At 43.5% G+C, this 15,110-nt stretch carries 12 protein-coding genes; 7 read left to right on the forward strand and 5 right to left on the reverse strand.

Features of this window, described 5'->3' with window-relative positions; translation table 11 throughout:
* Positions 1–6 precede the first annotated feature (6 nt).
* The 3 genes from DJ568_RS03350 to DJ568_RS03360 are packed head-to-tail and all read right to left on the reverse strand — an operon-like array spanning position 7 to position 2,401.
* Complete coding sequence (locus DJ568_RS03350) at positions 7–639, reverse strand: uridine kinase family protein (protein ID WP_114003840.1); 633 nt, start codon at positions 637–639, stop codon at positions 7–9.
* On the reverse strand, positions 632–1,621 hold the full coding sequence (locus DJ568_RS03355; protein WP_114003841.1) for a LysM peptidoglycan-binding domain-containing protein: 990 nt from the start codon (positions 1,619–1,621) through the stop codon (positions 632–634). Before DJ568_RS03355 ends, DJ568_RS03350 begins: the two co-directional genes overlap by 8 nt.
* Positions 1,622–1,642: 21 nt before the next feature.
* Positions 1,643–2,401, reverse strand: a complete 759-nt coding sequence (locus DJ568_RS03360) for a DUF4905 domain-containing protein (protein ID WP_114003842.1) — start codon at positions 2,399–2,401, stop codon at positions 1,643–1,645.
* A gap of 102 nt (positions 2,402–2,503) precedes the next feature.
* Here DJ568_RS03360 and DJ568_RS03365 point away from each other — a divergent pair, with 102 nt between their 5' ends.
* Entirely contained in the window at positions 2,504–2,983 is a 480-nt protein-coding gene (locus DJ568_RS03365) for a Dps family protein (RefSeq protein WP_114003843.1), read from the forward strand.
* 101 nt (positions 2,984–3,084) lie between these two features.
* Here the strand turns inward: DJ568_RS03365 and DJ568_RS03370 are convergent, their stop codons facing one another.
* The gene (locus tag DJ568_RS03370; protein WP_114003844.1) at positions 3,085–4,575 is read right to left on the reverse strand and encodes an OmpP1/FadL family transporter; all 1,491 of its coding nucleotides are present in this window, start codon (positions 4,573–4,575) and stop codon (positions 3,085–3,087) included.
* 29 nt (positions 4,576–4,604) lie between these two features.
* The gene (locus DJ568_RS03375) at positions 4,605–5,480 is read right to left on the reverse strand and encodes a hypothetical protein (RefSeq protein ID WP_114003845.1); all 876 of its coding nucleotides are present in this window, start codon (positions 5,478–5,480) and stop codon (positions 4,605–4,607) included.
* Positions 5,481–5,585: 105 nt separating this feature from the next.
* Between DJ568_RS03375 and proS the strand changes: the two genes are divergently transcribed.
* The 6 genes from proS to DJ568_RS03405 all read left to right on the forward strand — a co-directional run bounded on the left by proS (position 5,586) and on the right by DJ568_RS03405 (position 14,782).
* Positions 5,586–7,058 carry a proline--tRNA ligase gene (gene proS / locus DJ568_RS03380; protein ID WP_114003846.1) on the forward strand — a complete coding sequence of 491 codons (1,473 nt, stop codon included), beginning with the start codon at positions 5,586–5,588 and terminating at the stop codon, positions 7,056–7,058.
* 101 nt (positions 7,059–7,159) lie between these two features.
* Positions 7,160–8,299 carry a cystathionine gamma-synthase gene (locus tag DJ568_RS03385; protein WP_114003847.1) on the forward strand — a complete coding sequence of 380 codons (1,140 nt, stop codon included), beginning with the start codon at positions 7,160–7,162 and terminating at the stop codon, positions 8,297–8,299.
* A 112-nt stretch (positions 8,300–8,411) separates the two neighbouring features.
* Positions 8,412–9,176, forward strand: coding sequence for a TIGR02757 family protein (locus DJ568_RS03390; RefSeq protein WP_114003848.1), 765 nt, complete (start codon positions 8,412–8,414; stop codon positions 9,174–9,176).
* A 309-nt stretch (positions 9,177–9,485) separates the two neighbouring features.
* Positions 9,486–11,138, forward strand: coding sequence for an RICIN domain-containing protein (locus tag DJ568_RS03395; protein ID WP_114003849.1), 1,653 nt, complete (start codon positions 9,486–9,488; stop codon positions 11,136–11,138).
* Between the two features lie 369 nt (positions 11,139–11,507).
* A complete protein-coding gene (locus tag DJ568_RS03400; protein ID WP_114003850.1) occupies positions 11,508–13,139 on the forward strand; it encodes a DUF4185 domain-containing protein in 1,632 nt (543 codons plus the stop codon).
* A 56-nt stretch (positions 13,140–13,195) separates the two neighbouring features.
* Positions 13,196–14,782, forward strand: coding sequence for an RICIN domain-containing protein (locus DJ568_RS03405; RefSeq protein ID WP_114003851.1), 1,587 nt, complete (start codon positions 13,196–13,198; stop codon positions 14,780–14,782).
* Positions 14,783–15,110: the final 328 nt, after the last annotated feature.

A 15,110-nucleotide genomic window follows, 5' to 3' on the forward strand; every position in this document is an offset into this window, starting at 1 on the left:
TATTGCTTAAAATACACTGTGGCGTATTTTATTTGCAATCTTTTCTGACATTTTAACAATATCTGCGGCTACATCAGTATTGTTACTAATAACATGGTGGCACTCACTTTTGTAAGGTAACAAGTATTGATTGTACGAGGGTACTACATGGTTTACCCATTTATAATACACATCCTCGTTAGAGTAACCCCGCTCAAGCAGGTCTCGACGCATGCGACGCTGTAAGGCAATATCGTTATCTGCATCCATAAATATCTTTAAATCAAGCCGGTCGGCAATATTCCTAAAGTGGAGTATAAATAAACCTTCTACTATTAGCACAGGGGCCGGTTTTATCTCAAGCGTTTTGGGTGTAGCGTTGGGATTGTTAAACGTATATTCCTGCTTTACAACAGTCTTTTTATTGAGCAAATCATTTATATCCCGTTCAAAGCTATCATTGTCAATAGTGGCTGGCAAATCAAAGTTATAAAACTTATTCTGCTCGGGTGTCATAGCATAGCCCACAGGTATGTAATAGTCATCCTGCGATACCAGGCAAACCTGGTCGGGGGAAAAGTGCTTTAAAAAGCGCCGTAAAAAAAATGTTTTACCTGAGCCGCTACCGCCGGCAATACCTACGATGTAGGGTTTATTCATTAGGGGTGCCGTAGCTTAAGGTTACATGGAAACGCTTATCCAATGCGCCTAATGATTCGGCAACATTTTTTGTCATCACAATAACTACATCTCTTGTCGCTTCGTTCTCGGTAAAGCGGCCCACTACTTTGGCAAAGGTAGTGCGACTGGTCATGGGGTTAACAATCTTTATTACTGTGCCAATCGGTGCCGAGCGGTGTAATACAAATTTCTTATTCGGATCAAGTCCCTGCTCTTCCATCCACGTAGCCGTGCCCTTCTCATTTTTTTCGAACAACCCAAAACGGTTAGGCCGTACTGATGCGCTATCTGCAGGTGCGGTTGAATCCTGTACGGCCACTATCCTGGTGTCATCTGCTATTGCCGTAGACGGGGCAGGCGTGTTGGCACGCACCTTTAATACCTGGCCCGGCGAAAGATAGTTTGATGATAGGTTGTTAAGCTTTACAATGTCTTCGGGTGTGGTGTTAAAACGTTTTGCTATAGCATACAAAGTTTCGCCGGCAGCCACCTTATATTCCTGGGTGCCCGGATCATTGACTGTACCCCTGGTTGGCGTAATAGGGCCGGCGGGAACAGTATTCGTCGGCTGCGTACTTTTTGCCGCAGGTTGACTAGCAGGCGGGGCCACCTTATTAGCTTGAGGTTGCTGAACAGCCGGTGCCTGTTGCTGCTGCGCAGGTGGTGTAACCTGCGACTGAGCAGCGGTAGCAGTTTGCTGATCAAAAGGTACTTCAGTAGGTACTTTAATAGTGCCGCCTACTTTAAGTGCTGCATTGTTATTAAATTGTATAATTACCGCCGGCTTAACGTTATAGCGCCTGCCAACCGAATAGTAATTGTCCTTAGGATCTAACTTATGAATTATTACCTTTTTGCCACCCTGGTTTTCAACACCTATAGAGTCAGGCAGGTGGGTAGCTAAGGCAGGTAAACAAAAAAATGCTGATAATAGAAATAAAATAATTGATTTAAATTTCATAATAAGTTGATATACAGTCTTCTATAAGGAAAAAACTAATAGTTCGTTCTTGTTTTTTAGGCAGATAAGCCAATTTTTATGTAATACAAACGCCTCGGGCTGTAATTTTTGTATACCGGCGTTCAATAAATCTTCATAAATCACATCTTCTCCTTTAATGATGTAAAGACGTTGATTAAGCACACCTGCGTCTTGCGTGTGCAAAGATACAATTCTGAAATTATTGTGTTCATAATAATGTATCATGCTGCCGTAGGGTTGGGTAGGCAACTCGCCGTGGTATTGCGATGGAGATAACATTCGCGGTACTTTTATATTTTTAAGCAGTTCGCCGTCATCAGCAGCGTTAAAAGGGCGCATAACCTCGCCGGTTTTAATATTTAAAAGGCTAAGCTTCTTTGGTAGCATTTGCGTATTATATGCTACGGGGCCGTTAATGGTAAGATGGTCAAAAGCAAGGCTGTAATTACTCCATAATACACCGGCAGTAGCAACATTTAGCGCAATGATACCCTTGTGCGCAGGTCCGCTTGCCGACTGATAATGATGTAGTAAAAGCACACCGTCAAATGCCGTTTCCATGCCGGTGAGCCAACGTACGGGCGTGGTGTAGCCCTCAAAATTCAGCAAACCGTTGGGCAGACTTACGGCAGCAAAGCTTACCATTTTATCCTTTTCGTTCCTTATCTCCAGCACCAGGGTTGATGTAATTTCATCAATATCCAGCCGCCAGATATCGCCGTTAAATTTATGAGTTATATGGGGTGCAAGTATTAACATAAAGCTGACAAATATCACTAATTATATTATAAACTGTTTTTAGCTTGAAAACATTGTATGTACAGTGGTGTTAATCAATTCACAATTAAAATTTGAGATACTATGAACGCTAAAGAAATAAGCCTTGAAGAACGTAAAGTTAAACCCGTGGTTGACCTGTTAAATGATCTGCTGGCAAACTACCATATACACTACCAAAAGTTAAGAGGCTGCCACTGGAATGTAAAGGGTAAAAGCTTTTTTACGCTACATGTAAAGTTTGAAGAGTTATACACTGAAGCTTTGGTTTTTATTGACGAACTGGCCGAAAGAATATTAACACTGGGCAAACCTCCGTACAGCACATTTGCTGACTACATTAAAACCGCTAAAATTAAAGAGGTAAATACCATAGGCATGAAAGATACCGATATGGTAAAGGCGTTGATAGCTGATATGGCTACACTGATAGAACTGGAACGTGAGATATTGGAAGTAACATCAGACGCTGGGGATGATGGCAGTAACGATATGGTAAACAGGTTTATGCAGTTTAAAGAAAAAAACACATGGATGCTGCGTTCATTTGTAGATGAAGATTAATTCAAACGCAATACCCGGTTACCAGAGTAATAATTTAAACAAAAAGCCCGGCTAATTAAATAACCGGGCTTCTCGTTTAATGAAGTGACTTTCTGTCAAATTTAAAAGCGGTATGCTACTGTTAAATAAACATTATCGTTTGAACGTTTTAAAACGGCAGAAGGGCTCATGTTACCAAGGTCATAGGCGAAGTCGGTACGAGAACCTGTTGAATGAGTATAAGTAGCATCGATAGAATAGTTACCTGTACGGAACCCGACACCACCGGAAGCGGTTTTTATTGAACTGCCAAACTCTTTCATAGGGTTGCCCATTATATTGTATCCTCCACGCAGGTAAGCTATGCTACTCAAACGCGCTTCGGCGCCCACCCGGGCATTAACTGCTCCCTTGTACAAAGTTTTTATGTTGGTGTTATCTTCAGACGCATCATAGTCAATATTACTTGATAAGTTCGCCGAGCTATAATCAACATACTCTACATCGCCGGTGATGAAACCAAATTGTTTGATAAATACGGCTAATCCGCCGGCTACCTTAAGCGGGGTGCGCAAATTGTATTGCAGTGGGTACACCTCTCCGTTTCTTGACTGGCCTCTGCCTGATATGTTTGTTGTAAGGCCCTCGCTGTAGCTGTCTTCCATCGTATACCAGGTAGGCGTAGTAAAGTTAAAACCCAACCTTACTGCTTCAACAGGTTTGTATATAATACCAAGTTTAGCGTTTACGCCTGTACCACGTGTAACCTGGTTTTGTGTGAACACAGAAGCAAACTGCCTTGATGGCTCGTTATCTGCTAATGATATGTCACCTTCTTCGGTAAATGCTATTGTAGAATTATACCGTATGCTCGTCATCCCTAAACTACCGCCTATGTATAGCTTGTTACTATAATTCCCGCCGATAGCCAGGTTAAATTCTGATTGTCCGCCGGTACGTGTGATAACATTTGTTTGGACTACGCCACGTTCGGCGAAGTCAACGTTGCTGCGGTATTCAAGATTGTTAGGGTCGGTGTCTGAACCGTCCGGATCAATTTTATATACATCAATCAACTTCTGGCTAATTGCCCAGTCAGGTAGCCCGAGTTGATTAGTGAAGTTTGCAATATCAGCATAATAATCAGTTATTGTTGAGTTAGGATTGGTTCCGCCATAAGTCGAATTTTCATAAAAATCATTGGTGCGGCTAAAGCTGAAGCCGTAGTTAACGCTTAACCAGCCTTTTGTTAAATCAGCACCCTTTGGCCTGCTCAGGCGGTTATAAAATACAACCCCGGCATGGCTTAAATTGCCGGTATTCTTTTTATCAGTCATGGTGTTGCCCAGGTACGTAGCCTTTGATTTAAACATATCATACTCAGGCGTAATGCTGAATTCTGATTTAGTGAAAAAACCAAGCCCTGCCGGGTTACCGCTTATGGATGTAAGGTCGCCACCTATGGCAACATTAGCATTACCAATGGCTTTTATACGCGAGGTAGACCCGGTTTGTGTGGTTGAAAATCGCAGAGCGTCCTGCGAATATTGGGCAAAGCTATCAGTGGTGGCCGCTACTATAGCAACCAGGCTTAATATATATCTGATTTTCATAAAATAATTTCGTTGTGATAATGTATTAACTATTGTCTTACCGGTCTGCCGCCGCCACCGCTGCTTCTGCCACCGCCGCCAAAACTGCCGCCGCTTCTGCCACCGCCAAAAGTTGATGGTGAACGGTCAACACTTGGCCGGTAAGTAGGTCTTGACGTCTCTCTCGAAGGTCTGCCAATACGAGGCTCGCTACCAGATGCTCTTCCGTCTACGCGGCTTGGCCTGCCGCTGGTTGCCGAACGGGTTGTGCTGTTAATACGGTTTGGTCTGTTCGGTAAATAGCTGGTGGTGCCCCTGGCGTTGCGGCCTGATGCCATTGCATTGCGCATGCTGCCACCACCGCGCACAGGCCGTGGCGTACCTGCATAACCAAAGCCAGAATACAAGCCCCAATACGGATAACCTCCCCAGCCGGTGCCCCAGTAAGAATAGCCTAAGCCTCCCCAGCCGCCGTAGCCCCATGGAGATCCCCAGTAAGGCGAAAAGCCCCATCCACCCCAGCCGGTGCCCCAGCCAAAGCCAATGTTCATACCCCAGCCGCCGCCCCAGCCGCCATAACCAAAACCCATACCTAAGCCCGGTCCGTAGCCGTAGTATAAATCATCGTAATAACCAAATGGCGAGTAATAACTAAACCGGTTTATACGTGATGCATAATCATCGTAGTAGTGGTAATCATCATCATTTGTGTAATAATCATCCTCGTATCCGTCGCTGCTTTCCTCATTATCGTATTCATCGCGGTATACCGGGCGCGGAGCGTATACGGGCGCCTCAACAGCAGTTGCCTGGCTATTATACACGTCGTCGCCGCTGTTTTGGGTAGACGCGAGTTTAGTTGTTGAGCAGGAACTCAGCGCAATAGCACTGATTGTTATGATCCCTAAAGTAATATTATGTTTCATTTATGTGTTTAGTAAAAGATCGGACCTCAAAATAACTTATAAATTTATAAATTTGGCGTGACTATATAATAATTATACGGTCAAATTCTATTCCACAAATTAAAAATGAGCAAAGGCATTATTAGTAAAGACGAAGATTATTCGCAATGGTTTAACGAGTTAGTTATAAAAGCTGACATGGCCGAATATTCTCCCGTACGCGGCTGTATGATTATAAAACCATACGGATATTCCATTTGGGAAAAGATGCAGGCGGTGCTTGATAAAATGTTTAAAGACACCGGTCACAGTAATGCTTACTTTCCGTTATTGATACCAAAGTCGTTCTTCTCAAAAGAAGCCAGCCATGTGGAAGGCTTTGCTAAGGAATGCGCTGTTGTTACTCATTACAGGTTAAAGAACGATGAGACGGGGCAAATTGTTGTGGACGAAGACGCAAAATTAGAAGAAGAATTAATTATCCGGCCTACCTCCGAAACTATCATCTGGAACACCTATCGAGGCTGGATACAATCATACCGCGACCTACCTATACTGGTAAATCAATGGGCCAATGTTATGCGATGGGAAATGCGCACGCGTATGTTTTTGCGCACCAGCGAATTTTTATGGCAAGAGGGGCATACGGCGCATGCTACCGCTGAAGAAGCAATTGCCGAAACTGAACAGATGCTGGATGTTTATGCCGACTTTGCCGAGAACTGGCTGGCGCTGCCCGTGGTAAAAGGCCGCAAAACCCCAAATGAGCGTTTTGCGGGAGCGTTGGATACTTATTGCATAGAGGCCCTGATGCAGGACGGAAAAGCCCTGCAGGCCGGCACTTCACACTTTTTAGGCCAGAACTTTGCGAAGGCTTTTGACGTAAAGTTTACAGGAAAAGATAATAAGCTTGATTACGTATGGGCAACATCATGGGGGGTATCAACACGTTTAATAGGTGCACTTATTATGGCGCATTCTGATGATGCGGGTTTGGTGCTGCCGCCAAAACTTGCACCCATACAGGTGGTAGTAGTGCCTATTTATAAACATGACGAAGAGCTGGAAAACATTACGGCCTACGTAAATGGTCTTACCGAAGAATTAATGAAAAAGAACATATCCATAAAATTTGATAAACGCGATACTCACCGCCCGGGCGCAAAGTTTGCCGAATACGAATTAAAAGGTGTACCCCTGCGAGTTGCCATTGGCAGCCGCGATATGCAAAACGGAACGGTAGAGCTTGCCCGCCGGGATACTAAAACCAAGGAGACAACCAGCCAGGAAGGGCTTGCAGACCGTATAGAACAATTGCTTGAAGAAATACAAGCTAATATTTATAAAAAGGCCTTCGACTTCAGGGCTGAAAATATAACCGAGGTAGACAGTTATGACGAGTTTAAACGCCTGCTTGACGAAAAACCCGGTTTCTTATCCGCGCATTGGGATGGTACACCCGAAACTGAGCAAAAAATAAAAGATGAAACTAAGGCAACAATACGTTGCATACCTTTGAACAACCAGCAGGAGGCCGGCCACTGTATGCTGACGGGCAAACCGTCCACGCAGCGGGTGCTTTTTGCACGGGCATATTAAGTTTGAGCCCATAGTTCATGGTCGATAGTCCATAGCTGTGGTTGATAAGGTTTTCACTATGGTCCATTGACTATCGACTATGGACTGCGTTTCGCATAACTATGAAATTCGCAACTAAAGCTATACACGCCGGGCAGGAGCCCGATCCAACTACGGGCGCTATCATGACGCCTATTTACCAAACTTCTACATACTGGCAAAAAACGCCGGGAGATAATAAGGGGTATGAGTACTCGAGGGGTACAAACCCTACGCGTAAGGCGTTGGAGGATTGCCTTGCCGCACTGGAAAATGCCAAATTTGGTTTAGCATTCTCTAGCGGCATGGGCGCCACAGACGCAGTAATGAAACTGTTAAAACCGGGCGACGAGGTTATTACAGGCGACGATCTGTACGGCGGATCTTACCGTATTTTCACTAAGATATTTGCCAACTATGGCATCAAGTTTCATTTTGTGAGCTTTAACAATCCTGAGAATGTACGCAGCTATATCAATGATAATACTAAACTGATATGGGTTGAAACGCCAACCAATCCTACCATGCAGATAGTAGATATTGAGGCAGTTGGTAAAATAGCAAAAGCGGCCAACGCGCTATTTGTGGTTGATAATACTTTTGCTTCGCCCTATCTGCAAAACCCTATAGACCTTGGTGCCGATATTGTGATGCATTCGGTTACCAAGTACATTGGCGGCCACAGCGATGTGGTAATGGGGGCTTTGATGCTCAATGACGAGGAGCTTTACAAAAAATTATGGTTTATTTATAACGCCTGCGGCGCCACGCCGGGGCCTCAGGATGCTTTTCTAGTATTGCGCGGTATCAAAACACTACACCTGCGTATGAAAGCGCATTGCGAGAATGGCCGCAAGGTAGCTGAATATTTAAAAAGCCATCCGCGTGTGGCTAAAATATACTGGCCCGGATTTGAGGATGCGCCCGGCCATGAGGTTGCCAAAAAGCAAATGCGCGATTTTGGCGGCATGATATCTATTACCTTAAAAGATGCTACTTTAGAAGATACCTTTCGCATCGCGGGCTCATTTAAAGTGTTTTCGCTTGCAGAGTCGCTGGGCGGGGTAGAGTCACTCATCAATCACCCGGCTACCATGACGCACGGCTCGATACCCAAAGAAGTCCGCGAAAAAGTGGGCGTTGTTGACAGCCTGCTGCGCCTTAGCGTAGGGGTGGAGGATATTGACGATTTGCTGGAGGATTTGGAGCAGGCGCTTGCGTAATCTAAAAAGCGCGTCATTGCGAGCGAAGCGTGGCAATCTCTTTAAGTTGAGCAGATTTAATATCAATAGCGGTCGCCACGCTTCGCTCGCAATGAAGCTCTTATAAAGTATTATGATAGAGAACCTCAAAGCCTTTCTTGACGCTAAAGTAGCCCAGTACAATCAACCGAGCTTCATTATCAACGATCCGATATGCATACCGCACCTGTTCACCAAAAAACAGGATATCGAGATCATGGGTTTCTGGGCGGCTACACTGGCCTGGGGACAGCGGGTAACCATCATCAATAAATGTAAGGAACTAATCAGGCTGATGGACGGTACGCCTTATGATTTTATTATGAACCATGAGGAAATTGACCTGAAAAAATTACTTGCCTTTAAGCATCGTACCTTTAACGATATAGACACACTGTATTTTATTCATTTTTTCAGGCATCATTATACACATTTCGAGTCGCTGGAAGATGCGTTTGTACCCGCCGATGGAAATTATTCCCCCTTCAGGGGGATAGGGGGCTTTAGGAACTATTTCATTTCCCTTCCCGATTTCCCGAACCGCACAAAGAAGCACATATCGTCTCCGTCTCAAAAATCAACCTGCAAGCGATTGAATATGTTTTTACGATGGATGGTACGTAAAGATAATAATGGGGTTGACTTTGGCATCTGGGATAAGATAAGTCCTGCCGACCTTATTATACCCTGCGACCTGCATGTAGACCGAGTGGCCCGCAAACTAAAACTAATTAGCCGAAGGCAAACGGATTGGGAAACAGCTGTTGAATTAACTGAACGCCTGCGCGAGTTTGACCCCATAGATCCTACCAAATACGATTTTGCCTTATTTGGGCTAGGCATAGAAGAGAAGTTTTAAGAGGCTTGTACATAAGGCTTGTATGATCAGCCTTGTATGCGTTATTGTTTCCTGCTGCCTGAAAATTATTTATCTATACCATTGCATATATAAATAATATTTCATTATATTTACATTATAATTAACCAATTATAAACCTGATTAAGGCACATCTCCACGGTGTGTCTTAAATTTTACTTAGTAGCTAAAACGTTTTTTTCTTCGAATGTCCGGCAGCTCGTCGCTGTATGTATGCTTGCGTTATAGCTAAATTGTTTTGCTAAACAAATTAAACTAACCAAATCTATATAACCACAAAAACCATTCATTATGAAAAAACAATTAGTGATTTGTGCAACTGCTGTTTCGCTTTTTATAGTCCAGGGCTGTAAAAAGAACGAACCGTTAATCAAATCAGACAACAGTTCAACCAATTCCTCAAAAAAAGTAAATGGTCCGGTTTCTGATTATGCCGAATACAAAATTTCGTGTGTAATCGGGGGCAAATTCATTGAGGTAACGGGTAACCCGGCTGCTAACGAAAAATATACAGATCAGCGGGCGCTGGTACAATGGGCTGCCACCGGCGACGATGAAAAAGATGGCTGGCAGCGCTGGTACACAGTATACGCCACAACGGTAAGCGGTGTTAAATACTACTGGCTGCGCAACTCATTTAGCGGTAAAGTAATGGAATCACCTAATAACTCATCGGGTTCCCAACTACGTCAGGCGCGCACACCTTTTCTCGGCTACCCGGATGGGCAGATGTGGCGTATAACCGAGATAGGCACCACCGGCCAATACAACATTGTTAATAAGGGCAATGGCTTGTATGTTGCCAACGCTGCCGGTTCAACCAGCAATGGCACCGCCATAATACAGGAAACCAATAACGGTAACAACCGGCAAAAATGGGTGTTTACCCTGCGCACGGCCAGCACATATCGTGAAGATAATGTTAACCGATTTTTCGAGCGAAATGGCACTTCGCAAGGTTCAGTGGCCTTTGATCAGGGTACAAGTTTGCCGCTTACCTGGAGCAGTAACAACGGCAAAGTGTTATGGATAACCCAGGATGCTTTTGACGGCTCGGCATTGCAACCTAACAGCATGTTTAACTGTGGTCAATGGTTCCATTACGGTAACTCAATGTTTTTGCAAAACAACATTTATGACTTTAGCCCCAGCGGTGCGCCTAATATAACCCGTGGCGGCAATAAACGCATTATTGATATACAAGCAGGCGATACATTTGCGTGGCCCGGCCCTGCGGTTGAGATTGGCAGCCATGTTTGGGTTCAGGTGGGCGAGGGTAGCGGTCTAAGCCTAAGCCGTCAGTCGCTTTGGGATCTTACCCAAAGCACCAGTACTGCCTGGACAGGGGTACGTACCCTGCCTGCAAATATGTGGAATCAGACTGATATCAACTATGCGATAGGAATGGTGAAAAGGCCGGATAATTACGTTTATTGTTTTGGCACTCAAGGTACCGGTTTCGGTTATACCTCTAATATACATGTAGCAAGGTTCCCAACAAGTAACCCGCAATCATGGACATTCTGGAATGGATCAAGTTGGACAAGTACGCCAACTACCGGTACAACCGCACGTGTTACAGACGGGCTAGGCAGTAGCTATGTAGCGTATGTAAACGGTAAATATGTATTGATGACAATGGATCAGGGATTTAATTGTGACGCTAACAGGAGTATTTATATATCAACATCAAGCAATCCTACCGGTCCGTTCACAGCGCGTACAAAAGTTTACACTATCCAGGAAAACCTTAACGGTAATTACGCGCGCTATTATACACCGGCTATTCATCCAGAGCACACTAACGGTCGTAACGAACTGCTGCTTACTTACTGTCTTAATTACGACGCTTGCGGGCAAGGCAGCTGTAGCGGAAGCTACCTCGATCCGTATTTTTATAGGGTAAAGGGTATACGCGTACCCTATTCAAAAATAGGATTATAACCGTAAACGCAACTTTAATGGTTAGCTAAGTTGCCAAAAAAAGCAGGCCCGGTCAGCCTGCTTTTTAAATTATATTAATTACCAACAAATTGTAACATATCGGCTACACAATCGATTGGGATTTCTAACTCAATTCTATTTTGAGCTTATATAATCTGTTTTTAATGCATAACAGTAAATCTTGTTATTGTATAATACTAAAACGTTTTATAAGTTTACTGAATAAAAAAATATAAAACCTAAATCTGTCATATTAAAATTCCCGTAGTTTACCTAACCTATTTTGTGATAATTGTTACATGGAACAGATAAGATGCGCTGCGGAATGTGTAAAGTAACTTACAATCAAAAAAACCATAATAAACAAAAATGAAAAAGAGTTTACTAATGCTTTCAGGGATAACTTTGCTTATCATTCAAAGCTGTAAAAAGTCTGAACCTGTATTACAGCAACGTACAACCGGAGGACCGGTAACCAGTATCGAAGCGTCATCCGGTTTGCGTCTTAATAAAGTTGGCGATTACAATACCTTCCAGGTTATCAGCGGTGAAAACGGAAAAAGCGCCCGTATTGCAAATAAATATGTAAAGGCGGGTGGCCATGCCGAGGTAGCAGATTATGCAGATATGGCACACAATAAGTGGCGTATTACTAATGTAGGTAATGGTTTTTTCAGGATCATGAATATGGGGAGTGGTATGATGCTTGAATCTTACAAAGTAAGCAACACCAATTATTTAGTACAAAACAGCCTTACTACAAGTGATGCACAGTTATGGGCACTTACTCCGGTTGGTCAAAAATCGTACAAGGCTGTAAACAAAGCCAGCGGCCAGGCTATCACCAGTGATGGCACAGGCAGAGTTAAACTGGAAGATTATACCGGTAAACCCTCGCAGTTATGGGGATACAATTATTTGCCGGCAACAGCTTATCGCGACGACATTGTCAACAACTTCTTTCATCGCAGGCTTCCTTCTCAAGGTTCGGTTGCATTTGATCAGGGAAGCAGTATTCCCCTTACATGGGGTGCTAATAAAGGCAAAGTGCTATGGGTTACACAGGATGCTTACGATGGTATTATGCTTAAAAGCGCAACAAATGCTAACTTAAAGTGTGGTTTTTTCCAGTATAACAATTCGATACTTATTCAACCTTCTATTAACGACTGGAATCCGGATAATACACCAAACATGACTATCGCCAACAGTCGTCATAATCGTCCACGCCAGATAGTCGATAATCAACCAGGTACCGATTGGAGTTGGCCGGGGGTAGGTTTTGAAGTTGGCAACAAAGTTTATTTACACAACGGCGAAGGTAAAGGTTTAGGTATGCTCAACCAATCGTTGATAGAATTAACGCAGAGTGCCGGCACGCAGTGGACTGTAAAACGTTTAACCCCTGAGGGTATGTCTGGCCAGGTAGAAACTAACTTTTCTATTGGATTTGTTAAACCAGGCGACGGTTTCGTTTACTCATATGGAACACGGGGTACATTTTTTAATGCTTCTGACCTCTTTGTAGCGCGATTCCCTGAGACCGATCCCATGAACTGGACGTATTGGAATGGTACCGAATGGTCAAAAACCCGTAGCGTAGCCAGGGCTGCCAGGATAGGACAGGGTCAGCAAAATCTTACGATCAGCTATCTGAATGGTAAGTACATTTTAATGCAGCTCGATTTAGGATTTTTCTGCGATCCGCAAAAGCATAACATTTATTTAGCGACAGCAACAAGTCCGACAGGACCTTTTACAGCGTTTAAGCAAGTATTTACCATTGAAGACAAGTATCGCGGCCATTTAAACCGGTATTACACGCCAATGATACACCCCGAACATGATAACGGGAAAAATGAGTTGTTGCTTACCTATTCGCTTAATTTCGGTTCAGGATGTCCGGGTGTTGGCGACGATAACTGCGAAAACAATGAGCAGGAATCAACCAATTACCAGGTTAAAGGCGTAAGGGTGCCGTATTCTTTAATCGGTCTGTAATTATCTACTAAAAATCATAGCCCCCTTATCAAAGGGGGCTTTATCATTTAACGCACATGAGAAATGCCCTTTTTACAACTATTGCTTCTTTGTGTATTTTAGTTGCCGGCTGTACTAAAACAGAGCAGTCAAACCCTCTGAAAGATGACGGGCATCTTAGTGAAAACTCTTCAGGCTTACGATTGAATGCCATTGGCGATTATAAAAATTATCACCTTACCAGCTATGAAACCGGAAAAACAGGGCAGATAGCCGACTTTTCCCTAGACAATGGTGGCAGGGCCAGCGTAGGGGACTACAAAGATGAGCCTCATCAAAAATGGCGTATCACCCGGGCAAGCAATGCCTATTATAAGATTATGAATATGGGCAGCGGCAAGTATCTGGAGGCGTATATTAATAAAGGCGTGCCAATCTTGGTGCAGGCGAGTAGCAGGGAGGTTGACGGGCAATTATGGCAGATAACAGTAACAGAAGGTAAACGGTATAAAGTTATCAGTAAATCAACGGGGCTGGCAATAACCAGCCAAGGTGTCGGTACGGTTAAACTTACCGCTTTCGCCGATAAAAAAACGCAGGAATGGGGTTATACGGAGTTGCCGCCTACCAGCTACCGCGACGATGAGGTAACGCGATATTTTCAACGCACCACCGGCACGCAGGCCTGGGACGGGAACCACTCTGTGCATTTGACCTATGGCGCCAATAAGGGCAAGGTTTTGTGGATCACCAACGATGAGTTTTACAATCAATTGAACGCTAGCGGTAAATTCCGGTGTTACGGTACGCATTTGTTTTTTAGTAAAAATAACGCGGCTATGCTGCAACCATCCGTTTCAAACTGGGACCCGGCTCAAACACATAATATATTTGTAACCACAAAGGGCAAACAGTATGGCGAAGAAGTGTTTCATGATTTTTTCGGTAAGGTGCTTTGGCCAACAGGTGTAATTGAATTAAATGATAAAATAATAGTGAGCCTTGTACAAGTAGATGGTTTAACTATACTTGATAATAAGATTGGCATAATAGACCAGGATGATAATACATCTACAGTAATAACTGTGCCCGGCTATAGCGGCCAAACCGAAATCGAATATTCAGTTGGCTTTTTTAAAGATGGCGATTATGCTTATGTATACGGAAAAGATCGCAAGCCTAATTTATATGTAGCCAGGTTTGCCTTGAATAATCCCACAAAATGGACTTTTTGGGATGGCAAGCAGTGGGCAGCCCGACCATCAGCTGCGAGTGCGGCCAGGGTATTAAACAATTTACCTAGCGGCGCTATCAGCGTAAGTAAAGTAAATGGAAAATACGTTGTGGTAGGCGCCGATTTTGGCTTTTTCTGCAACGGCGGGCGTAATTTTTACAGCTGGACAAGTGCGGCCCCAAATGCAGCTTTTGCCAATAAGCGGGTGATATTTAAACGTACAGACTACAAGCAGGGTATTTTACCTGTTTTTTACACGCCGGTAATTCATCCACAATTTAATAATGGTAAAAACGAGTTGCTTGTAACCTACTGTGTAAACTATTATGGCGGATGCATCGAAAATTGCCCAAGCAATTCGGGTGGTGTGGATCCTGACGGGTACAGGCCTAAGGCGTTCCGGGTGCCTTACTCATTAATAGGGCTTTAATATACCATCGTATATACTAGTGTCGTCAGCATAAGTGCCGTATTATGTTTTAATATTATTACGGTATTCCGGGCAGAATTATACTTTTAAATATTTGCATTAGTCTAAAAACAATGATTTATCGATTTTAAATTTGAAAGTCTGCAATCGATTTCAATTGCAAAAATTCTCATCCCTTACTCAATTATTAATAAAGTAATTTATCGATTTAGCATTTTACTTTATCAATTTAGCAAATCTTAGGTAAGCTGTTGTTAATATTTGTTGTTCCCGATACATTTATCAAATCAATTATAACCAAATATCTACCTGTTAATAACTGTTTGAT

The organism is Mucilaginibacter hurinus (assembly GCF_003324525.1).
GTDB classification, from domain to species: Bacteria; Bacteroidota; Bacteroidia; order Sphingobacteriales; family Sphingobacteriaceae; genus Mucilaginibacter; species Mucilaginibacter hurinus.

Coding starts and splice junctions, on each gene's coding strand:
- DJ568_RS03350 (WP_114003840.1), bottom strand. CDS start 639: ATGAATAAACCCTACATCGTAGGTATTGCCGGCGGTAGCGGCTCAGGT.
- DJ568_RS03355 (WP_114003841.1), bottom strand. CDS start 1,621: ATGAAATTTAAATCAATTATTTTATTTCTATTATCAGCATTTTTTTGT.
- DJ568_RS03360 (WP_114003842.1), bottom strand. CDS start 2,401: ATGTTAATACTTGCACCCCATATAACTCATAAATTTAACGGCGATATC.
- DJ568_RS03365 (WP_114003843.1), top strand. CDS start 2,504: ATGAACGCTAAAGAAATAAGCCTTGAAGAACGTAAAGTTAAACCCGTG.
- DJ568_RS03370 (WP_114003844.1), bottom strand. CDS start 4,575: ATGAAAATCAGATATATATTAAGCCTGGTTGCTATAGTAGCGGCCACC.
- DJ568_RS03375 (WP_114003845.1), bottom strand. CDS start 5,480: ATGAAACATAATATTACTTTAGGGATCATAACAATCAGTGCTATTGCG.
- proS (WP_114003846.1), top strand. CDS start 5,586: ATGAGCAAAGGCATTATTAGTAAAGACGAAGATTATTCGCAATGGTTT.
- DJ568_RS03385 (WP_114003847.1), top strand. CDS start 7,160: ATGAAATTCGCAACTAAAGCTATACACGCCGGGCAGGAGCCCGATCCA.
- DJ568_RS03390 (WP_114003848.1), top strand. CDS start 8,412: ATGATAGAGAACCTCAAAGCCTTTCTTGACGCTAAAGTAGCCCAGTAC.
- DJ568_RS03395 (WP_114003849.1), top strand. CDS start 9,486: ATGAAAAAACAATTAGTGATTTGTGCAACTGCTGTTTCGCTTTTTATA.
- DJ568_RS03400 (WP_114003850.1), top strand. CDS start 11,508: ATGAAAAAGAGTTTACTAATGCTTTCAGGGATAACTTTGCTTATCATT.
- DJ568_RS03405 (WP_114003851.1), top strand. CDS start 13,196: ATGAGAAATGCCCTTTTTACAACTATTGCTTCTTTGTGTATTTTAGTT.